Origin of the sequence: Micromonospora sp. LOL_013 (assembly GCF_048060315.1) — a bacterium.
Lineage (GTDB): Bacteria > Actinomycetota > Actinomycetes > Mycobacteriales > Micromonosporaceae > Micromonospora_E.
Genome location: NZ_JBHMIQ010000002.1, coordinates 1 through 21,959, shown reverse-complemented (window position 1 = coordinate 21,959; position 21,959 = coordinate 1). Strand labels below are relative to the sequence as shown.

Here is a 21,959-nt window from a genome sequence, read left to right as displayed (position 1 = left end):
CCAGCACCTCCGACCGGTGCCGAAGGAGGAACCCTTTCCCGACGCGGGGCGCCGGGAAAGGGTCCTCGCCGTTGACGATGCCGGACGTGCCGCGACGGCGGAGCCACTTCCCGGACATCTGCTACATATTGCACAATCCCCCAGCATGACCGATAATTACCAGATCCAGGGCAGAACGTCGTGACTCGCCCTGGCGACGCCGCTGCCGCTATCTGGGCCGACACCGCTGTCGCTGTCGCCGAGCAGGTCCCAGAGCGCGAACGCCGCCTCGACGCTGGTCGGTCGGTTCTCCGGACGCTTGCTCATGCAGGCCCGGCAGAGATCGGCCACGGGACGCGGCAACCCGGCGACCGCCAGCACCGGAGTGGGAGCCAGGGCCCCTGTCCGCACACCGGTCACCGGCGACCCCGGGCTGACCCCCGGGTACGGCAACCGCCCGGTCAGCATGTGGTAGAGCAAGACGCCGAGGGAGTAGACGTCGTCGCCCGGTCGACCGGAGCCAGCCACCGTGCCGGCCGACCGGCCGGCCACCGGCGGGCCCGCCAACCGAGCCAGCCCGAAGTCGATGATCTTAGCGCCGGACCGGGTCAACATCACGTTGCCGGCGGTGAGATCCCGGTGCACCACGCCCCGCCGGTGGGCCACTGCCAGGACGTCTGCGGCGGTGCCCGCCGTGCGCACTGCGGTCGGCCACGGCAACGGACCGCCGGTCAGCCGGTCAGCCAGCGACTCGCCGCAGATCAGCTCCATGACGACATACGACGACGTGCCGCCCCCGGGTAGCGGCAGTTCGCCGACGTCGTAGACGCGGGGCACACTTGGATGCCGCAACCGCTGGGTGATCGACGCCTCCCGGCGGATGTCGTCCCTGGCCCGTCGGTCGTCGGCGGCGGCCGGTGCCAGCAACTTGATCGCGAACGGTCGGGCCGAGTGGACGTCGATCGCCTGGTAGACGACCGATACCCCACCCCGACCGATCGGACGAAGAAGGACATAGCGCCGGAGAATGGTGGTACCCACCAGCAACCATGTCACGATGGACCATTTTCCGGCAGGACAGCGCTACCGACAAGATCTACCGCCGGGTGTTAACACGGCCCTAATCAGCCGTTCGAGCTGCGGCCGGACGCCACCGACCGCCGCGAGTTCAGGAGAGCGGCACCTCGCGCTCAGCGCTGTCGCCGACATACGGCTCAGGCGCGCCGAACAGGCCGAGCAGCCCGGTCACCCACAACTGACGGTGCACGAACCGACTCGGCTCGGTCACCACCAGCTTGATGCCGCTCACCTCGGCCGCCTGAAAACCGGCGACCATCGCGCTGATGCCCACCGAGTCGATAAACGTCACCAGCCGCATGTTCAGCTGGATCCGGGTCGGACGGCCGTTGGTCAGCACCGCCTGCACCGCTTCACGCACCTCATGCGCGGTATCCACGTCGATCTCACCCTGTGGTGAAATCTCGACCACTGCGCCAGGCAGGGTCGATGTGACAACCGACAGGCTCACGCGAGCACCTCCACTCGCCCATCCGGGCGTCTCGTCAGTACGCGGGCCGCGACCGAGAGTATTCCGGTACGGGCGTCGCCGCCAGCTTCCGCCGGGCCGGATCCGCATCCGACGGGCACAATAATCGCTAACAATCAGACATCCCGCATCATAGCCCCCTGCGCGCTGAGCTACGGCACGGACACCCAGGCACGATCCGTAGAGGCTTGGAGCGCCTGAGTGCTCACCACGAACCTCTGGTGCCCCACCGGCCTCCGGCTCCGAGCCGGCTGTCGTCCCAACAGTAGCGGCCCGATACGACAGAAGACAGCCGTAACGGCGCGCCGACGAGGGGGTTTGCCGCCGACCAGGGCTGGGCACGTGGAGGCAACCGCAGCGCGCCACGGCCGCCGGGCGCTACCGGCATCCGTGGCGCTGGAGGAGGTAGCAGCATGTTCGCGACCAATCTGATGGAGCGCCGCCGCAAGCCGCAACGCGTCACCGACCAGGCCTGGGCGCATCTGGTCTCGGCGGTCGACTCCGCCGGCGACGCCGCTCGCCTGGCCCGCCGGCACACCTCGAGCCTCGCCACCGAGACCGGATCGCGGATGGGCCCGGCCAGCGCGGAGGCACGGCACCGGGCGCGAGCTGCCGTCGACGCGCTCGCTGGCCGTCGTCTGGCCATGCCGTGGGCGTGGCTCGCCGGTGCGGCGGCGGCCGGGGTGGCCCTCGGCTGGCTGGCCGGGGCGATGACCCGGTCGGTGCTCCGGCCCGGCGAGCGGTTTGACGAGGCGCGAATCGAGTTCGTCGACGTGGACGAGCCGACCGGCAGCGCCCCGCGAGGGTGATCGGCCCCGACCGCAGCATGACCGCTGGGGGCGGCGTCGACCGAGGTCGACGCCGCCCCCCTGGTCATGGACCCGCCACCTGGCTCAGGCCGCTGCGCAGCTCACGACCGCTGGAACTCCGTTACCAGCTGTCCAGTTGGCCAGGAAACCCAGCGTGGTACTGGCCCCGGGACCAAGGTCACCGTTCCACGACGCGTTTTGAACTGTGACATCGTCACCGCTCTGCGCGTGCTGCCCGCCCCAGAGCTGGGTGATCCGCTGACCGTCGGGAAAAGTCCAGGTCACCGACCAGCCGGTGATCCCGGTGCTGCCAGTGTTGGTCACCCGGACCTCACCCTGGAAGCCGCCCTGCCAGGAGCCGACCACCTGGTAGACCGCCGTGCATCCGCTCGGCGGCGGGGTGGTCGGACCGGGGGTGGGGCTGCCACTCGGACTCGCCGTGGGACTCACCGACGGGCTCGGACTGGCCGACGGGCTGCCGGACGGGGTCGGGCCGACGGTCGGTGACGGCGGCGCACCGAGCCGGTCCGCCATCAGAATGCCGCGGCCGTTGGTGCCGAGGTACACCCGGCCGTACACTCGGGGATCGCCGGTGATCGCGTCGCCCATGTTGCCGTACTGATGCTGGTCGTCGTTGATCCGTACCCAGCTGTCACCGGTATCGTCGGAGCGGAACACCCCGGTGACCCCGTCGATCGTGCCGACCAGGAAGACGGCGTGGTAACCGGCCCCGGGTGCGGCCTTGCCGAACCCGACGTTGCGGCCAGCAGCGACGCCAGCCACCCGGCTGAACGTGGCACCGGAGTCGGTGGAACGGAACAGGCCGGAGTCGCCGGCCAGCCAGATGTGACCTTCGTGGCCGGCGACCGTAGCGAACCGGCCCTGCTCGGCCGGCAGACCGGTGGCCGCCGAAACGACGAAGCTTCGACCCCCGTCGGTGCTCACATAGAACTGCCCGTCCGCGTAGGCGTAGAACGTCTCGCCGTCCACCCGATCGGCCTCCACGCGCGCCCCGGCAGGCACCCCGGTGGACGGGCTGAACCCGCCGCCGAAGCTGGTCGCATGGTGCACGCCGACCCCGCCGGGACTCCACACCACCGCGCCACCGTCGGCCGCAACGGCGACCGTACCGCCGGAGGTGACGCCAGCAGGCTCGCTGCCGGCATACCAGTTGGCCCCGGAGCTGTACGAGTAGGCGATGTGGCTGACACCGGAGTCGCCGTTGCCGACCCGGACCATCTGCTGCGGGTTCAGCTCGGCGTAGTCGATGCTGGTGTTGCCGGAGAGGTTGGGCTGGTCATGCATCATCGCGGGCACGGTGTCCGGGTCGGTGTGCCGGAAGCCACCGATGTCGCCGAGCCCGGAGATCAGGAAGGCGTCGCCGGTCGGCGGGCTGACCAGGTCGAGCACCGCAGTCTCTTCCAGGCCCTCGACCATGGTACGGATGGCGACCGTGCCGCCGTCGTCCAGCGCGGTGAGGTTGGTCGAGCCGTAGATGGTGGCACCGGTGCCGTACATGAACCGGTCCGGGTCGTGCGGGTCGATCGCCAGGGCCTCGGTCATCCAGCCGAGCTTCGGGGTGACCTCCGGCGGCTGCGGGTTAGCCCCCCAGGAAAGCCACGGCGAGCCGCTGATGTCCATGGTGTAGTGGTCGGTTCGGTTCGGGTAGGTGATGTCGTAGAACGACGTCCAAGAAGCGCCGCCATCGGTGCTGCGGTAGATGAACGTGTCCGGCCACCACGAGCTGTAGCCGGTCACCATCACCGTGCCCGGGTTGCTCCGGTCCACGCTCAATCCGGAGTAGCCGTACCAGTTGTTCGCGGTGTCGTCCGACGGCGTCGGGCTGATCCGGATCCACTCGCCAGTCGCGGTGGCGTACTTCCAGACGTCGCCGTGGTCGCCGGCGTAGGGACCGCCGTTGTCACTGGTGGCGATGTAGAGGGTGCCGGTCGCATGGTCGATCTTGCCCTGGTGGGCAATGAAGCCGGTTGGCTGACCGGCGAGCCGCTGCCAGGTCACCCCGGCGTCGGTGCTGCGGTAAACCGTGTTCTGCAGGTCCGCCACCCCGACGTAAATGTGCGGCGTACGGCTGCCGGCGCTGCCCGTCGACTCGTCAAAGGTCACCCAGACCACCCCCGGCTGGTGGTCGAGGTACCCGTTCGGGTCGGCCGGATCCTCGGCCCAGTTGCCGGGGTTCGGGAAGCTGGTCACCTCGGCCCAGGTCTGGCCGTGGTCGGTGCTGCGCCACAGGCCGTTGCCGTTCTCGGCGCCGAAGTAGACGACGCGGTTGTCGTTCGGGTCGACTGCCAGCCGCTCCCCCATGCCCCGGCCGGGCATGTTGCCGCCGACCTTGAACGGCAACTCGGTCGCCTGCCAGGTGTCGCCTCGGTCGGTGGAGCGCAGGATCGCGCCGTTGTTCGGGTCCCAGTCGTTGGTGTACATGCCGACCGCCGCGTAAAGCCGGTTGGTCTGCACCGGATCGGTGGCCAGGCTGAGCACACCGTTCCAGCCCCAACGATCCCAGCCCACCCAGTCCAGCAGCGGGGTCCACGACTGGTCGGCCTGGCTCCAGCGGTAGGCCCCGCCGATGTCGGTCCGGGCGTAGATGAGGTCAGGTTCGGTCTCGTTGAAGACGATGCCCGGCACGAAGCCGCCGCCGTCGATTCGGACGTTGCGCCAGGAGTACGGGTCAGCGGCGACGGCGCGGGCGGGCGAGGCGGCTCCATCGGCCATCACCTGGGTGGCGACGGCCGCGACGCCGGCGAGCACCACCGCCGCGAGTGTGCCGGCAAGGGTTCTGCGCATGTAACGGGCTTCCTCTCTGCACAGGCAGACGAATGCTGCGTCGGGTTTGCCGGGGGTGCCCAGGCCCCACTTCCGGCTTGCCGACTCCCGCAACCGGCCGATGCCCAGACGCTCACACACACCGCGACAAGGTGTCAATAGTTTGGTTGGCAAACAAAGAAAACCCGCACCACCGACCCGTCCGGCGACGCTCGGCGGCGGTACGAGCGCACCGGACGGCGGCACCGACAGTAGGCTGGTCAGGTGGGGCAACGGGACCAGCAGGACTGGGCGCGGCAGCGCCGGCAGGCAATCGCCGCCCATGCGGCCGACCAGCAGCGCCGTCGGGCCAACGAGGCCCAGCAGGCCGCGGATCTGCTCGCTGAGTTCGTCGCGACCGCCCGGCGTCACGGAATCGCCGCGCAGCACCTGTCCGCCCAGCCACACCACGGCCGGGGCCGGTACCGGACCGGGCTGCACGGCTGGTACCTGAAATCGGACCGCGCCCTGGCCGTCGGTACGGACGGGAACCTCTACCTGTTGACCGTCCCGGCCAGCCTGCGGTCCAGGTTGACCGGCATACGCGTCTCTCCCATGGAGCCACGGCTGGTGATCGGTGCCGGCGGTCGCGACGGCGAGTCCATCCCGCTCGCCACCCTGCTCGAACGGCGGCTCGCCACAGGCCCCGGGCAGTCCGGCTGACCGAAGCGGCGCCCTGTCCTCGATTGGACATCATCAGGCTCTAGTTACACTCCGCTGTCAAACATAGACTTCAAATCACTTGCCGTTCTGCTCGGGCCCGGCGGACGGCACCGGTTCCATCCCTTTCGGCATCTCGCGTCCACACTGCGGAATGCCAGTTTGCGAGGAGTCCCACCATGTCCGAATCATTCAGCGCGGAACGTGACGCCGGCATCACCGAACAGCCGCCGGTGTCCAAGACCGAACGGGAGCAGGCCAGCATCGCGCTGGTCCCCGCCACCACGTCCGGGATGCCGCCGACCGCCCAGAGCTTCTTCGCGGTCGTCAACTCCAACGGCACTTTGGCCCGCGGTTTCGGCGCAGTATCCGCAACCCGTCTCGCCACCGGCACCTACCAGGTGGTCTTCAGCCACAACCTGACCGGATCGGCCTACGTCGGCAGCATCGGCCTGTCCGGCAGCCTCGGCGCGTCGGCCCCGGGTGAGATTACCGTCGTGGGTCGGGCCGGTATCCCCAACGGGGTGTTCATCCAGACCTTCGCCAGCGCCGGAGTGCTGGCCGACCGCGGCTTCCACCTGGCAATCCTCTCCTGACCGGCCGGTTCTGTTGATCAGCCCAGAACCGCGCGCGACCGGAAAGGCTGCGGGCCCGGACTCGTCAGAGTCCGGGCCCGCAGATAGTTGAGCTATGGAACTGGTCAGTTCACGGTGATCCGGACCGAGTCGAAGGCCGGAGTCTGGTTGGCCCGCTCCGACATCGGCAGCCGGTGCGAACCGTCGCCGGCCCAGACCGAGCACTGCGCGGTGCCGGACTGCGGCATGCCTGAAACCTGAATGGTGATCTGGTCCGGCTCACGACCACCACCGCCATCCTCGGTCGCCACGAAGAACTCCGGTGCCGGAGCCGGGTCTGGCGCGACCTCGGTCGACTGCAGCATCCGGCACGCGGTGTGGAAGTGACCACGGGTTAGGCCCTGCTCGTCAAGCAGCGAGCTCTCGACGTAGTAGCCACCCTGAGCCGCCGGGAGGAAGCGGTCCCGAACCAGGTTACGGGTGCTGACCTGGATGGTGAACGGCTCTTCCACGCCAACCTCGTCCGGGAACTCAGTGATCAGCAGCGACGGGTTGTTGGCTGCCGCGCCAACCTCACCGAACTGCGTGTCGATACACCGGTTGCCGACCTGGAAACCGTCGTGGTCGTCCAAGTTACTGTCGTCACAGCTGTTGGCCAGGATTTCCAGCCCGTCGTTGCCGCCGTCGTCGCCGTTGTCCCCGCCACCGTCGTTGTTGTCGCCGTTGTCCCCGCCACCGTCGTTGTTGTCGCCGTCGTCGCCGTTGTCCCCAACGCCGTCGTTGTTGCCGTCGTCGTCGCCGTTGTCCCCGCCACCGTCGTTGTTGCCGGGACGGTTGACGAGCTCGCAGGTGGCCAGTTCGTCGAGCCCACGCGGCTGCGGCGCGACCCGGCCGATGGCGATCGCGATCCGGTCCATGGTGGCGACCCGCTTACTGGCCAGCGGGCCGAGGATAGCGTTGTTGATGAAGTTCGGCCCGCCCTCGCCGACGCTGTCGGCGAGCCGGTTGTTGGCCTCTTCGATCTGCTCTTCCAGCAGGCCGAGGTTGCGCTCCACCTCGGTGCGCGCCGCAGCGGGGACCTCCGGCAGTTTGTCCGCCACGGACGGACACTCGATGGTCGGAGCCGCGACAAGGGTGGTGCCGCTCTCGCACTCCTCGAGGGTGGTCTGTCCGTCACCCCAGTGGTGCCGTACCTCGCGACCGTTCTCCCGAGTCACGGTGGTGGTCACGCCGCCTTCAGCCGTCGAACCAGGGCTCGGGGCGACACACTCCGTGGCGGTACGCAGCTGGTCGTTGGCAGAGGAGACCTGGGTGACCGCGACGATTCCCGCGAACACCGCGACCGTGCCGAGGACAGCGATGATGCGTTTGTTGCGGCCACTGACAGTGCGCTGGTTTCGGCCACGCGGGGTCGAACTGCGCCGTTGTGCCGACCTGTACATGGGGGTTACCTACTCCTTCTCGTCGAGGGCGGCGCGGTTGACAGGCGTCGTCCAGTGGGGCAGCCGTGTTCTGCTAGCTGGTCAAACGGGTGCCATCAAACGCCCACTTCCATTACCGGAACGAGTTCGCACCACGTTTACGAGAAGCCACGCTAAAAGCGGGTTATCCGAGCTGTCAAGCAGCCCGATCCTGCATCCAGGGAGTCTCACGGTTAGTGAAAAATTGGCAGGCGTCCCTCAACCCGCCGACATCATACTTTCGGTCAATGGGCCGGGTTCAACCTCGGCTGAAAAATCTTGCCTCGGCAGCTCAGAGCCGCGTGACGGACACCGACCGCATTCACCTCGTTCGACCAACAAGGCGACCCACGTACCGCAAGCTACCGCCTGGAAACTCAGCGGAATCGCTACGAGTCGAACCGATACCGCAGTGAGATATTCCACCCGCCGGGTGATCGCAGGGGTGCGCCGCACCGGCGGACCGGCGCGGCGCACGGAAAGTTGGGGTTCAGGCTGGTGCGGGTCAGGCAGGCAGGCCACCCACCTGGGTGTCGATCCAGGAGCGGATCGACGGCAGGTCGCCGTAGATCGACGGGCCGGTGGCACAGGTGGAGTTGTTGTTACCGGCGCGGCTGGTGGCGCCGATCAGGTACCACCGCCCGGAGACCCTCCGAACCTGCGGACCACCGGAGTCCCCGTAGCAGGCACCGGCGTTGCCGTTGGTGTTGTTGGTACAGATCTCGTACGCGCTGTCGATACGGCGACACCGACTGTCCGCGACGATCGAGGTGTCCAGCTCGTGGGCGACGGTCGGGGCCGAGCCACAGCCACGCGGAGCACAGGTCTGGCCCCAGCCGATGATCCGGGTGGCGGTGCCGACCGCACCGGAGGTGGTCGGGATCGGTGCCGGAGCGTAGGTCACCGAGCTGGCCAGCTGCATCAACTTGACGTCGATCCGCGGATGATTGACCGCGCGGGTCACCCGGACCACCGTGCCGCCGCTGGTCCGGTTGACGCTGCCCACCCGCACCGAGGCCGGAGTCGGGCAGTGCCGGGCGGTGACCACCCAGTTCGACTTGATTAGTGAACCGGTGCAGCCGGAGGTGTAGACCATGAACGGGTAGTTTTCGGTGGCCGGACGGCCGTTCACCACCAGGGTGCCGATCTCGTCGGCGGTGCTGGACGGCGGTGCGGCCTGCGCCGTGGTGGCCGGCATCGCGAGGCTGGCGGCGGCGAGCCCGGTGGCCAGCAGCAGCCGGGACAGGAGCGGGAGTGCCTTCATCGTGCGTGTCCTCATCGTCAGGGGGTACGCGCCGACCGATGGCGGCGCGGCGACAAACAGGTTGTTCGGCCTTGTCGGACAGGCGTTGCTAGGTACCCGATGCGAACTCTATCGACAAACGGCGATATTTCAATGCGTCTAGGGATGCCGGTCCTGCCCTACCACCGGGTGATGGGGCGCCGGACGCCGCATGTCACAGGATGAGGTCGCCTGGGATCGGCCCGGCACGCCCGCGGCCCGTGCGACCATGCGAATGCCTCCCGGTGCTGCCGAGCGGAGGTGAACATGTCGGAGGATCGAGATCCCCTACCGGAGGAGAACGCTCTACCCAACCGCCGTGAGCTGCGGATCGCCCTGGCCATGCGCGGCGGTGTCAGCCTGGCTGTTTGGATCGGTGGGGCGGTCGCGGAACTGGATGTGCTGCGCCGGACCACACCCGGCCCGCAGGGCACCGCGACCCTGCGGCGGGGGAAGTCCCCGGAACGCCCCGCCCAGCAGCAGCGGGCCGAAATCTACGCCAGCATGCTCCGGCTCGCCCGCTACGACGAGGTCAAAATCGACGTACTCGCCGGTGCCAGTGCCGGTGGTCTCAACGCCGTCGTCTACGGCGTGGCTCAGTGCGTCGGCTCGACCGTCGACGCGGTCCGCAACCTCTGGCTCGACGACGCCGACCTGTGGCAGATGATGCGGCAACCCCGCCCGGTCGGTCGGGTACCGTCGCTGCTGGCCGGCGACAAGTATCTCTACCACCGCATCTGCCGGGCGCTCTACCGGCTGCGCGACCGGGGTCACGCCGCACTCGCCACCGACGACATGACCGTCGACCTGTCCGCCACCCTGCTGGCCCAGGACCAGAACCAGGAACGCAGCCTGGCCGAAGGACAGGCCCAGTTCCACTTCACCCGCCGCGACGCTCCGCTCGACACCGGGATCACCGACTTTCCCGGACCCGCCGACCGGCCGGACGCCACCGACCATCCGTGTGACGATCCGCCGCACCCGGTCAAGTACCGGCTGGATCGACTCGCTCTTGCCGCCCGCGCCACATCGTCGTTCCCCGGGGCGTTCGAGCCCGCGTCGATCCACGCCGTCGCCGGTCACCACAACAGGTTGGAGTACGGCGCCGGCACGGACCGGACCTCGGTGCCGGAGATGTCGATGGTCTTCTCCGGACTGCGGCCGCGGAGGACCAGTCTGTACATCGGGTCCGAACCGTACTACGTGGTCGACGGAGGGATCTTCGACAACATTCCGATCCGGCGGGCGCTGCTGGCGATCTGCCGGACCGCAGCCGTCTCCCCCACCGACCGACGGTTGATCTACCTGGACCCGGATCCGTCACCGTCGGCTCGTAGCTCCCCGACTCAGCCGGACAGCAAGGGTGCCCTGCACTGGCTCCGGGTGCTGCTGCGGGCGATCGCGTTGAAACAACGCACCGAGACCGAGGAGGGCGAGCTCGGGCACATTCGCAGCACCAACGACATCGGCCTCGCCGCCCAGATCCGGCAGCACCTCATCACCCAGCAGATCATGCTCACCAGAGCGCGCCGCCGGCCCCTGGGCAGCTGGCGACCACCGGCCTGTGAGTGCCGGACCTGCCGCCGAACGCTGATCAGCGACCGAGTCGTCAGACGTGATAGCGATCCGCCACCACCGCTACCGGATCATTATCGTGACTATCGACACTCCGTCGACGCCCAGAAGCTCGCCGAGATTCTCACGAAGCCGGCGGAGTACTCCATCGGCCGACCGGCACTGTCCGGGCCGTATCAGGTTCTCGGCGAGTACGAGGCGCTGAACATCCAGGCACAACTCGACGACATCTACCACCAGGGAACGGGGAACGACGAGGAGGAGTTCCAAGACATCGAAGCGGCCTACAGCGCCACCACCATGCTGATCTCCTGGATCCGTGCACTCGAGGAGAAGAATCGCAACTCCGATTACCACGACGACCAGGCAGCGGGCGACGAGGCAGCCAAACGCCTACGGAAGGTCAAGGGCAAACTTTACCGGCTGCTGGCGCTGGCCGACCACATCCGGGACCTGGCCGGCGCCGAACTGCTTCGGGACTTCCAGGGATCGGGCGGCGCGCTGGAGAACCCGGACCTGCTGACCGCCACCCGACGCGCCCGCGCCCTGCAGCACGGGCTGCCAGGTCTCCCCGACAAACTCCGCCAAGCGATAGCCGACGGGCAATGCGACGATCAACAGTTCAACCGCATGCTGTTCGAACAGTACCCGGCGAAGTACATGGCCAGGGAAGTCGACATGTCAAGCCCTGGGAGGACCGCGCTGCACGAAATCTGGACGCTGGCCGAGGACCTTAAAGTAGAGTTGCTGGAGATTGGCCAACCGATCGCCAGGCGAAAACTGCGCAGCGACGACGACCTGTGTCCAAAGGACCGGCGAGCCTGGTGCGACTCGGCATTCAAGGACGTCCACGAGTCATCACTGCGCAAATTGAGCATCAAGAAGCTGCACACCATCTTCGCGGTAGCCGGCGGCGTGCCGGGAGTTCAACCCGTCGTCCATTACCACAAGATCACCGGCAACCAGGAGAGCCCGCTGCAGCAGAAGTTCCGCAACATCGACTGCAGCGAACGGCGCAAGCGCCTGACCGAGCGGCTGCGCACCGGCCGACTCGAGCCAGCCGATCCGGTAATCAACTCCCGTGCCAAGCTGGCCGGTACCACGCTGCACAACTTTGGATCCTTCCTCCGCCGGTCGTGGCGGGCCAACGACTGGGCCTGGGGCCGGCTGGACGCCACTGCCGGCATCACCGACATGATCGTCGACGGGCTTTGCGGTTGCTGCGACGACAACGAGCTCAACCGCGTCTGGCAGCGATGGGTCCAAGAACCCGTCCCCGGTGTGTCGGGACGGGAATGGCGACGGATCCTCACCGGCAGCAACGGTGACCTACCGCCCGCGCCTACCAGAATGAGCCGCTTGCAGCCTGACCAGCGGGAGTGTCTCAAGCGCGCGCTGAAGAGCTGGCTGCAATATCAGGTTCTGCTGGAGGAGGACCAGGAAGCCAGGGAAACGGGCCGGCCCGACAACCCTGACCAACCCCGGCAGCCAGCGGCGATGGACCACTGGGAGCAACTCACCAACCGGGTGTCCTGCGGCAACGAAGGCGTCCGAGACCTTCCGGTCGCCTACCGCTACGGTCTGTCCAGCCGAGCGGCCCACCTCACCTACCGGGCCCTCTGGCCGGCCGGCAAGGGCTGGCCGACCAGGGTCGGCCGCGCCCTGCTGCTGCTGATCCGGCCGCTGATCGTGTTGCTACCACTGGCCGCTGACCCGGCCCGCGCCGCCGCCACCACCCTGCTGGTCCTGCTCGGCTACGCGTCGATCGCCGACGCGTCCCGCGCCGACGAGAACCACCCCGGCTGGGTCGCTGGCGTCGCCGCGCTGCTCACGGCTGCCGCTATCGTCGCCGGCTGGATCCGGGGCACCCGAGACTGGGCACGGCTCGACCGCGAGACCGAATCGTGGAGCGAGGAGTGGCACCGGGTCGGCCATCAGATGTGGTGCACCGCGCGGCGCTGGCGGGCCCTGGGCCTGGTGCTGGCGGTCGTCTTCACCGCAGGAGGCGTCGGGCTGCTCTGGTTGCTTCCGAGCGGCAGCCTGCTCGGCAACCGCCCGGAAACCCTGACGATCGTCGGCACCGTCACCGTCACCACCTTGTGGTGGCTCGCCCACCGGCACGACCCGGCCCGGATCCCGCTACCCCGCCTCCGGCGCCAGAAGCAGCCGTACGACGCGGCGTGGAGCGCGGCGAACCATCGTCGTCACGTCCCCGTCCGGCGGGCCGTCTTCGTCTGCGCCATGCTGCTTCTGCTCCTGCCGCTGGTCATCTGGAAACAGCCCCGCCGGCTGCTGGAAGGACTCGCGCTCGAGTCGCTGCGGCTGGTGACCCCCCGTGCCGAGGTCACCGTGCAGGGCGTTCCCGAAGCGCACTTCCCGGCGATCGGAATCGGACTGCTCGCCGTAGCGCTGAGCGCGGTCCTGCTCTGGGGCTGGACGAAGCCGTGGCCGGCTCTCGCCGCGATCATCGGCACCGGCATAGTAGTCGCAACCGCCGCGCACCTGCTGTGTCCCGGCCGGATCACCAGCGGTCAGCTGACCGGGCTGCTCGTCGTCTGGGCGTCCTGCATGGCGGTCGTCACCGTCTTCCTACCTGTTACCGAGCAGTCCCCGGATCGGGTCTGACGCCGCCCGGCGCTCACCGGTCAGGGTGCGCCGGACAAACTCCAGCAGCAGTGCCCATTTGAACGCCTGCTGTGCGTTGTCCGCGGCTGCGGAATGCCCACCCTCGACGTTCTCGTGGTAGGTGACGTCGTGGCCGTACTCGCGCAGCCGGGCGACCATCTTGCGGGCATGGCCGGGATGGACCCGGTCGTCGCGGGTCGAGGTGAGAAAGAGCGACGGCGGGTACGCCGTGCCCCGTCGGATGTTCTGGTACGGCGAGTACTCCCGCAGAAACGCCCAGTCCGCCGGATCGTCGGGGTCACCGTACTCGGCCATCCAGGAGACTCCAGCGAGCAGCTTGTGATATCGGCGCATGTCCAGCAGCGGCACCTGCCCGACGATCGCGCCGAACAGCTCCGGGCAGCGGGTCAACATCACGCCCATCAGCAGCCCGCCGTTGCTGCCGCCGTAGGCGCCGAGCCGGTCCGGGCTGGACAGGCCACGGGCGACCAGGTCGGTGGCGACGGCGGCGAAGTCATCGTAGGCGCTGAGCCGGTTCTCCCGCAGCGCGGCGGTGTGCCAGCGCGGTCCGTACTCGCCGCCGCCCCGGATGTTGGCGACCACGAAGCTGCCGCCCCGGGCCAGCCAGCCAGCACCGACGACGCCGCTGTAGGTCGGGGTCCAGGCGATCTCGAAACCCCCGTACCCGGTCATCAAGGTGAGCCCGGCCGCCGGTCCGGGCGGGCTGGTCTCGCCCGGTGTGACCAGGAAGTACGGCACCTCGGTGCCGTCGGCGGAGACGGCGAAGAACTGCCGGACGGTCATCTGGTCCGCGTCGAAGAATGCCGGACCGGTCTTGACCGGCCGCATCGGCCCGTCAACGGTGCCGTGCAACAGCGTCGGTGGCCGGATGAACCCGGCGGTGTGCAGCAGGAACTCGTCGCCTCGGTCCGGCTCGGTGTCGGCCACATCGGTGTGGTCGAATCCGCCGGCGTCGGGCAGCGCGCGCCGCCGCCAGCCGTCGTCGCCGGGGGTCAGTACGGTGATCTCGCTACGGACGTCGGTGAGGGTGACCAGCAGCAGATGGTTGCGGGTCCAGGCGTGGTAGCTGTAGGCGGAGCGCTCGGTCGGCTCGAAGACCGCGGTCAGCTCCCGTTTGCCGGCCAGGAACTCGTCGACCGGGGTGACCAGCACCGCGCCGGCCGGGTAGGTAGTGTCACCGGCCTGCCAGTCGCTGCGCAGCTCAATCAGCAGCCACTGCCGATGCAGGTCGATCTCGGCGTCCGAGGGCACGTCGACCAGGCCCCAACCGCCGTCGGGCCGCAGCAGGTAGGTCCGGTTGCGGAAGAACTCGGTGCGCCGTACCGCCAGGTCACGCTCGTAGCCGGCGGTCGGGTCGTGTACCACGGAGACGGTGACATCGTCGACCTCGCCGGCGAACGCCAGCGGGGCGTCGGCCAGCGCGGTGCCGCGCTGCCAGCGCCGGATGGTCCGCGGGTAGCCGGATTTGGTGACGGTGCCGGGCCCGAAGTCGGTGCCCACGTAGATGTGGTCGCGGTCGATCCAGCAGACGGTGCTCTTCGCCTCCGCGACGATGAAGCCGTCCGGCACGAAGTCGCGGGTGGTCAGGTCGAACTCGCGGACCACCGCGGCGTCCGATCCGCCCCGGGACAGCACCACCAGGCACCGGTCGTACCCGGGCCGCAGCACGTGGGCGCCCTTCCAGACCCAGTTCTCCCCTTCGACCCGGGCGAGTTCGTCGAGGTCGAGCAGGATCTCCCAGCTCGGCTGCGGCCGACGGAACTCGTCGAGGGTGGCCCGCCGCCACACCCCGCGGGGATGTCCGGCGTCCTGCCAGAAGTTGTAGAGGTGGTTTCCGCGCCAGGTCGGGTCGGGGATCTTGTCGGCGGAGTCGAGCACCTGCTTGATCTGGTCCCGCAGCTGGGTGAACCCCGGCTCGGCGGTCCAGCCGGCGGTGGTCTCCGCGTTTCGGTCGCGCACCCAGTCCAGGGCAGCGTCACCGAGCACCTCCTCCAACCAGAGGTACGGATCGCCGCCGTGCGACACCCGGCCGTCCATCACCATCCGTCTTCCTCCCCGCCCCCGGCCCGCTCTACGGGGGTACGCACCAGGATAGGCAAACTCGTCGTACCGCACCGCCCAGCAGAGGGTGCTGTCTCAAGGCCGGCTGCGAACGTCGCCGCCGAAGCTGGACACTGGACGCTACCGTGACGGTCGGACAAGATTGACGCACGTCCAACCTGCAGACGTGCGACCGGTGATCCGTCCGGGCCGGGTGGCGCAGACGGTTGGGGTGGGAGTGGACCGGCGACGATCGGGGCTGACAGATGAGCAGCATGCAGGAGGCGCAGCGGGCACACGCCCAGCAGGTGCACGCCCAGCACCGGGCCCAGGCCTTCGCGTACCGTCAGCATCAGCAGATGGTCTGGGAGGCGGAGAACGCCCGGCAGGCCGCCGAGCAGGTCGCCACCGAGGACGAACGCCAACGCAAGCGTCTCTACACCGAGGCCCGTGCGGCGAAGGTCGCGGCGGCCAACGCGAACCTGCGGTCGCGGGTAGCCGAGCTGGAGGAGCTGCTCGCCGACACCCTGGCCGTCGACGACCACATCGACCTCGAACGGCTCAAGCGCAGCAGCACCCCACCGCCGTTCGATCCCGGTGATCTCGCCGTACCGCTGGCCGCACCGCAGTGGTCCGACTTCGCCCCGCCGGAGCCGGCCGGTCTGGGCCGAATGTTCGGCGGCGAGGTCCGCCACCAGCAGCAGGTCGCCGAGGCGCGACAGGCGTTCGAGCAGGCCACCGCGAAACACGAGGCGGCGGAGGCGCAGCGGCGCCGCCGGCTGGCCGCAGCCGAGGAAAAGTACCGTCAGCAGTGCGAGAAGCTGGCCGCCAAGATCGCCGCGCACAACGCGGCGATCGATCGGTTCTCCGCCGTCTTCGCCGCCGCCGACCCGAAGGCCGTCGTCGAGTACTTCGGGCTGGTGCTCGGAAACTCCGTCTACCCGGACGACTTCCCGCAGCGTTACCGGCTCGCCTACCTGCCCGAGTCCCGTCAGTTGGTGGTCGAGTACCACCTGCCGGCGGTCGAGGTCGTGCCCCGGATCCGGGAGTACCGTTACCAGCCGGCCGACGACGAGGTGACGGCGGTCGGCCGCTCGGCGACCGAAATCGCCGACCGGTACGCCGACCTCATCACCCAGATCACCCTGCGTACGGTGCACGAGTTGTACGAGGCGGACCGTACCAGGCTGCTGGAGACTGTCTGTATCAACGGCATCGTCGAACGGATCGACCCGGCCACCGGCCGACCGGCCCGGCCCTGCCTGGTCAGTCTGCGTACCACCCGGGACGAGTTCGTCGCGATCAACCTGGCCAACGTCGACCCGGCTGCCTGCCTGCGCCGGCTCGGCGCACGGATCTCCGCCGACCCGGTGGATCTGGCGTCGGTGCCCGCCATTGTCGACTTCGACCAGGTCGACAAGCGGTTCGCCAATGAGATCGACGTCCTCGCCGACCTGGACCAGCGACCAGACCTGCTGACCACACCGGCTGACCAGTTCGAGCAGCTGATCGCCGACCTGTTCACCAAGCTCGGGCTGCAGGTACGCCAGGTACGTACGACGGCCGACGGCACGGTGGAGTGCATGGCGCACGATCCCCGCCCGTTGTTCGGCGGCACGGTCGTCGTGCTGGCTCGGCGCGGCGGCGGAACCATGGACGTGTCTGCGGTCCGTGACCTGTTCGGCGTCGTCCAGGCGGAGAACGCCTCGAACGGCATCCTGGTGACCACCGCCGGCTACACCTCGGCGGCCTTCGACTTCGCTTCCGGAAAGCCGTTGGAGCTGATCGACGGCTCGGCGCTGCTGCACATGCTCGCCGAGACCGGCGGGGTCAAGGCCCGCATCGACCGCCGGGCCTGAGCCGCGACCGTCGCGGGTCAGCGGGTCAGCGGGTCAGCGGGTCAGCGGGTCAGCGGGTCAGCGGGTCAGCGGGGAAAGTACCGGTCCAGGAAGTCGTTGTGGAACACTCCGGTTGGGTCGTAGCGGGTTAGCAGGTCGGCGAAGTCGTCCCACCGCGAGTACCTGCCGGCGAGTTCGTCCCGGCCGATACCGAACAGCTTGCCCCAGTGCGGTCGGGGGGCGTACGGCGCCAGCGCCTGCTCGACCGCGGCGATCACCGGCGTCACCGCCGTAGCATCCGCGACCCAGGTGAAGTGGATCGCGACGCTGTCCCGCGAATGGTTCATGCTCAGCCACAGTTCGTCGGCGGCGACGGTACGAATTTCGCAGACCTGCAGCACGGGCGCGACCCGGTCGCGAATCCGGGCCACCGCGTCGAGGGCGTCTACCACGTCGCCGGCCGCTACCAGGTATTCCGACTGTAGTTCGGCACCGCTGCTCGGAGTGAAGTCGAGCCGGAAGTGCGGCAACCTGGTGTGCCACGGACCGGCCACCCCCAGCTGGCTGGTGCAGTTTTCCACCGGCATTCCGGGCACCGGGTGGCGGGGGCCGTCGGCGGCGGCGAGCCCCAACCCGGCGGCGTCGACCGGCGGATGGTCGTGGTCGGTGCGCCGTTTCACCCACACCTGGTCGATACCGGTCCCGGTCCAGTCGGTGAACATGCTGACGCTGTAGCCGCTGGCCTGGAGTCGGTCCCATCCGGCGACGAGCGCGTCGCGGGACAGCCCGTGATAGACGTACTGCGCCACATCGAAGGTCGGCTCGATCGACAGGGCAACGCTGGTGACCACGCCGAGCCCGCCGAGACCGACCACCGCGCCGGCGAAATCGGGATGGGACTGGTCCAGCCGGACCAGGTCTCCGTTGGCGGTCACCAACTCCACCGCCCGTACGGCGGTGGCGAGGTTGCCGTTGCCGCGCCCGGAGCCATGGGTAGCGGTCGTGCAGGCACCGGCGACCGAGATGTGCGGCAGCGAGGCCAGGTTGTGCAGCGCGTACCCGTGGGCGTGCAGGTGTTCGGCAAGCTCGCCGTAGCGGACACCGCCGCCGGCGGTGACCGTCAATGTCTCGGAGTCGACCGTCACCTCGGCGGGCAGGCCGGCGAGCGAGACGAGGTCTCCGTCGGTGTCGGCGATCCGGTTGAACGAGTGCCCGGTGCCGAGCACCCGCAGCCGGGCCGATCTGCCTACCACCTGTCGCAGTTCGTCGACGGTGGTCGGGCGATGGACGTGACGCGCGGCGAAGGTTACGTTACGCGCCCAGTTGGTGACCACAGCGGCCATCAGCCCGTTCTCCTCTCGCCGACCCGCCTCACCGTACCCTGGACCGACGCAAGCTACGGTCGCGCCGGAGGAGGTCCCATGCGGGTGGCGGTGTTCAGCACCAAGCCGTACGACAAGCGGTTCCTGGCCGCCGCGAACGCCGAGGCCGGTCACGACCTGGTGTTCCTGGAGCCGAGGTTGTCGGCGGACACCGCACCGTTGGCCGACGGCTGCGACGCGGTCTGCGCGTTCGTCAACGACGACCTCAACGCACCGGTGCTGGAGACGCTGGCCGGCGGCGGGGTCCGGCTGGTCGCGCTGCGCTCGGCCGGGTTCAACCATGTCGATCTGGCCACCGCGCGCCGGCTCGGGCTGACCGTCACCCGGGTGCCGGGCTACTCGCCGCACGCGGTCGCCGAGCACTGTGCCGGGCTGATCCTGGCGCTCAACCGCAAGATCCATCGCGCCTACAACCGGGTCCGGGAGCACAACTTCGCCCTCAACGGGCTGCTCGGTTTCGACCTGCACGGCCGGACCGTCGGCGTCGTCGGCACCGGCAAGATCGGCGTCCGGTTCATTCGGATCATGGCCGGGTTCGGCTGCCGGGTGCTCGCCGCCGACCCGTACCCGTCGGACGAGGCCATCGCCGCCGGCGCCAGTTACGTCCCGTTGCCGACGCTGCTCGCCGAGTCGGACATCACCACCCTGCACTGTCCGCTCACCCCTGACACCCATCACCTGATCGACGAGGACCGGATCGCGCAGATGCGCGACGGCGTGATGCTGATCAACACCAGCCGGGGCGCGCTGGTCGACACCGCCGCCGTGATCCGCGGTCTGAAGAGCGGCAAGATCGGCCATCTGGGCCTCGACGTGTACGAGGAGGAGGCCGATCTGTTCTTCGAGGACCTGTCCGACCAGATGCTGCGCGACGACCTGTTCTCTCGGCTGGTCACCTTCCCCAACGTGCTGATCACCGGCCATCAGGCGTTCTTCACCGAGGAGGCGCTGCACAACATCGCCACCACCACCGTCGGCAGCCTGACCGCGTACGAGCGGGAGGGCACCCCGGCGGACATCCAGCCCGACGCCCTGGTGCGCTGACCGACGAACCCCGTACGCGGGCGTCCGGGCCCAGCGCCGGCCGCGGCCCGGTCCGATCCGGCCGGGAGCAGACAGTGTCGAAGTCATGGCTGAAGGCCGGCCGGCCGGTTCCCCGTGCCCGCCGGTTCACACCGGTTAGCTTCCCACGTCTGCGGAAACTCTTCACCTTGACGGATGCTCAGCCCGGGCCGGCCCGGCAGCGCGGCCCGGTCGGCCGATCAAGGGGCAGGACCAGGAGCGCACCGAGAGTCAGGAGTGACGCCATGGGGTACCTCACCACGCAGGACGGCAGCCAGCTCTACTACAAGGACTGGGGTTCCGGCCCCGCCATCGTGTTTTCACACGGCTGGCCGCTGACCGCCGACGCATGGGACGGCCAACTGCTGTTCCTCGCCCAGCAGGGGTTCCGGGTCATCGCGCACGACCGGCGTGGGCACGGCCGGTCCAGCCAGTCGCCCGAGGGCAACGATATGAACGGCTACGCCGACGACCTTGCCGCGGTGATCGAGGCGCTCGGCCTGACCGACGCCACGCTGGTCGGGCACTCCACCGGTGGTGGTGAGGTGGCCCGGTACATCGGCCGGTACGGCACCGGACGGGTGGCGAAGGTGGTGCTCATCTCCGCCGTACCGCCGATCATGGTGCAGACGCCGGACAACCCGGACGGGCTGCCGCTGGCCGTGTTCGACGAGATGCGGGCCAACCTGGCCCACGACCGAGCGCTGTTCTACCGGGATCTGGCGATCAAGTTCTACGGCGTGAACCGGCCAGGTGCCGAGGTATCCGACGGCATCCTGCACCAGTTCTGGTCGTGGAGCATGCAGGCCGGGCTGTGGAGCGCGTACCAGAGTGTGGCGGCGTTCTCGGAGACCGACTTCCGTGACGACCTCGCCGCCTTCGACGTCCCCACCCTGGTGATGCAGGGCGACGACGACCAGATCGTGCCGATCGGGAACGCTTCGATGAAGACCGCCCAACTGGTGTCCGGCGCCCAGGAGGTCTATTATCCGGGCGCCCCGCACGGTATCACCGCCACCCACCAGGACCAGGTCAACCAGGATCTGCTCACGTTTTTAAAGAGCTGAGCCCGGCACCGGCCGCGTTCGTCGGCCTTAACCGACTCCGTCACAAGAAGCCGAGCGGTCCGTTTCGCCAGGACCGCTCGGTCCCCGCTGGCGACCACCTCTGCCTGCCCGACATCGGCCAGCACACCGGGGATTCAACCGCACTGCCACGTTTGTCCGGGTCCGTGGCGCCAACGCCAGCCCGACGAGCCGCAACTTCCGACCGGGCGTCCGCAGCAATGAGATCGACAGAGCCGCCGGCGGTGTCCGGCTGCTGGATCCGCCGATGCCGGGCCGCTTCGACCAGCACCGCGCGGCCGAATGACGACATCCCGACTACCAGCAGCCGACTGAGCCGTACGGTCGGCATCGGGTCCTGCCGGAACAACCAGCGGGCGGCGAGCTCGTATCACCCATAGACGCCAGTCGGCTACCGAACGCTTGACCATCACATTTCACGGTGAAGTGGGAAAATCTGCCTTGGTGCCACTGGTCCGTCACCACGCACACCGACCGGATAAGATTCCTTCGCCGGGGCGGTAGCTCAGCCGGTCAGAGCAGGGGACTCATAATCCCTCGGTCGCGGGTTCGAGCCCCGCCCGCCCCACTACCAGGTACAGCGTTCCGCGAACCGGATCCGGTTCTCGAGTGTTGCCGGTTGACGCCATGGGCCATTTGCATCCACAGCGGACTGCCGCCCAGCGACAGCACCACGGCGGCGAACAGGACGGCGGCCGGAGACCGGGGAGGGGGACAGAGGCGCTCGGGGCACCAACCACATCGTGCAGCGCAGCCCGGACGGCAGCAAGCCGGGGTTACCCGAACCTGTACATCACGTTCGTTGACGTGCGCGACGTCGCCGCCGCCCGCGCGCTGGCCATGATCACGCCCGGTGCCGCCGGTTAGTGGTTCCTGCTCTCCGGCGGCCCGGCGATCGCGATCAAGCAGGTCGGCGTCCTATTAGAGGCCAACCTCGGCGACGCGGACAAGCGGGTGCCCGCCCGAACCATACCCAATCCCGTCGTGCGGGTGGCGGCCCTGTTCAACAGGGCGTTCCGGGGCGATCCTCGCCGCCGCAACCACCGTGCCCGACAAGGGTTTTGGTCAAGAAGTGTGTCAAGCCCCGGGTTTGATGGAGAGTTGGTTAGCTGGTTTTCAGGGTTGCGGTGACCGGGTGGGTCATCGCGTGTAGCGCTTCGTACTCGGCGGGCGGGACGTGTCCGAGTTCGCCGTGGA

General features: G+C 68.7%; 14 protein-coding genes and 1 tRNA gene. 8 read left to right on the top strand and 7 right to left on the bottom strand.

All coding sequences use genetic code 11. The features are described 5' to 3' along the window. Positions 1 to 156: 156 nt before the first annotated feature. Positions 157 to 1,035 carry a serine/threonine-protein kinase gene (locus ACFHWS_RS01945; RefSeq protein ID WP_416567513.1) on the bottom strand — a complete coding sequence of 293 codons (879 nt, stop codon included), beginning with the start codon at positions 1,033 to 1,035 and terminating at the stop codon, positions 157 to 159. A 112-nt stretch (positions 1,036 to 1,147) separates the two neighbouring features. Beyond that, positions 1,148 to 1,507: an STAS domain-containing protein gene (locus tag ACFHWS_RS01940; RefSeq protein WP_278170530.1), complete on the bottom strand. Its 360-nt coding sequence runs from the start codon at positions 1,505 to 1,507 to the stop codon at positions 1,148 to 1,150. 431 nt (positions 1,508 to 1,938) lie between these two features. Here ACFHWS_RS01940 and ACFHWS_RS01935 point away from each other — a divergent pair, with 431 nt between their 5' ends. Continuing rightward, positions 1,939 to 2,334: a hypothetical protein gene (locus tag ACFHWS_RS01935; protein ID WP_416556298.1), complete on the top strand. Its 396-nt coding sequence runs from the start codon at positions 1,939 to 1,941 to the stop codon at positions 2,332 to 2,334. Between the two features lie 84 nt (positions 2,335 to 2,418). Here the strand turns inward: ACFHWS_RS01935 and ACFHWS_RS01930 are convergent, their stop codons facing one another. After that, the gene (locus tag ACFHWS_RS01930; protein ID WP_416556297.1) at positions 2,419 to 5,139 is read right to left on the bottom strand and encodes a cellulose binding domain-containing protein; all 2,721 of its coding nucleotides are present in this window, start codon (positions 5,137 to 5,139) and stop codon (positions 2,419 to 2,421) included. A gap of 243 nt (positions 5,140 to 5,382) precedes the next feature. Between ACFHWS_RS01930 and ACFHWS_RS01925 the strand changes: the two genes are divergently transcribed. Further along, entirely contained in the window at positions 5,383 to 5,820 is a 438-nt protein-coding gene (locus tag ACFHWS_RS01925; protein WP_416556296.1) for a hypothetical protein, read from the top strand. Between the two features lie 176 nt (positions 5,821 to 5,996). Continuing rightward, positions 5,997 to 6,413 (top strand): hypothetical protein, encoded by a 417-nt coding sequence (locus ACFHWS_RS01920; RefSeq protein WP_416556295.1) that lies wholly within the window; start codon positions 5,997 to 5,999, stop codon positions 6,411 to 6,413. A 104-nt stretch (positions 6,414 to 6,517) separates the two neighbouring features. Here the strand turns inward: ACFHWS_RS01920 and ACFHWS_RS01915 are convergent, their stop codons facing one another. Together ACFHWS_RS01915 and ACFHWS_RS01910 are read right to left on the bottom strand one after the other, a co-directional pair. After that, positions 6,518 to 7,834, bottom strand: coding sequence for a hypothetical protein (locus ACFHWS_RS01915; protein WP_416556294.1), 1,317 nt, complete (start codon positions 7,832 to 7,834; stop codon positions 6,518 to 6,520). A 523-nt stretch (positions 7,835 to 8,357) separates the two neighbouring features. Further along, the gene (locus ACFHWS_RS01910; protein WP_416556293.1) at positions 8,358 to 9,116 is read right to left on the bottom strand and encodes a S1 family peptidase; all 759 of its coding nucleotides are present in this window, start codon (positions 9,114 to 9,116) and stop codon (positions 8,358 to 8,360) included. Positions 9,117 to 9,401: 285 nt separating this feature from the next. Between ACFHWS_RS01910 and ACFHWS_RS01905 the strand changes: the two genes are divergently transcribed. Next, entirely contained in the window at positions 9,402 to 13,334 is a 3,933-nt protein-coding gene (locus ACFHWS_RS01905; RefSeq protein WP_416567512.1) for a patatin-like protein, read from the top strand. On the opposite strand, the gene ACFHWS_RS01900 is transcribed toward ACFHWS_RS01905, so the two are convergent. Beyond that, on the bottom strand, positions 13,299 to 15,398 hold the full coding sequence (locus ACFHWS_RS01900) for a prolyl oligopeptidase family serine peptidase (RefSeq protein ID WP_416567511.1): 2,100 nt from the start codon (positions 15,396 to 15,398) through the stop codon (positions 13,299 to 13,301). The two genes, ACFHWS_RS01905 and ACFHWS_RS01900, sit on opposite strands and share 36 nt — an antisense overlap. A 263-nt stretch (positions 15,399 to 15,661) precedes the next feature. Here ACFHWS_RS01900 and ACFHWS_RS01895 point away from each other — a divergent pair, with 263 nt between their 5' ends. Next, entirely contained in the window at positions 15,662 to 17,254 is a 1,593-nt protein-coding gene (locus ACFHWS_RS01895; protein WP_416556290.1) for a restriction endonuclease, read from the top strand. 65 nt (positions 17,255 to 17,319) lie between these two features. Here the strand turns inward: ACFHWS_RS01895 and ACFHWS_RS01890 are convergent, their stop codons facing one another. Further along, positions 17,320 to 18,576: an FAD-binding protein gene (locus ACFHWS_RS01890; RefSeq protein WP_416557622.1), complete on the bottom strand. Its 1,257-nt coding sequence runs from the start codon at positions 18,574 to 18,576 to the stop codon at positions 17,320 to 17,322. Between the two features lie 78 nt (positions 18,577 to 18,654). On the opposite strand from ACFHWS_RS01890, the gene ACFHWS_RS01885 reads away from it, so the two are divergent. The 3 genes from ACFHWS_RS01885 to ACFHWS_RS01875 all read left to right on the top strand — a co-directional run bounded on the left by ACFHWS_RS01885 (position 18,655) and on the right by ACFHWS_RS01875 (position 21,330). Then, the gene (locus tag ACFHWS_RS01885) at positions 18,655 to 19,659 is read left to right on the top strand and encodes a 2-hydroxyacid dehydrogenase (RefSeq protein ID WP_416567510.1); all 1,005 of its coding nucleotides are present in this window, start codon (positions 18,655 to 18,657) and stop codon (positions 19,657 to 19,659) included. A 263-nt stretch (positions 19,660 to 19,922) separates the two neighbouring features. Continuing rightward, positions 19,923 to 20,744, top strand: coding sequence for an alpha/beta fold hydrolase (locus ACFHWS_RS01880; protein ID WP_416567509.1), 822 nt, complete (start codon positions 19,923 to 19,925; stop codon positions 20,742 to 20,744). A 512-nt stretch (positions 20,745 to 21,256) separates the two neighbouring features. Next, positions 21,257 to 21,330: transfer RNA gene (locus ACFHWS_RS01875), tRNA-Ile, on the top strand. The last annotated feature ends 629 nt before the right edge of the window (positions 21,331 to 21,959 follow it).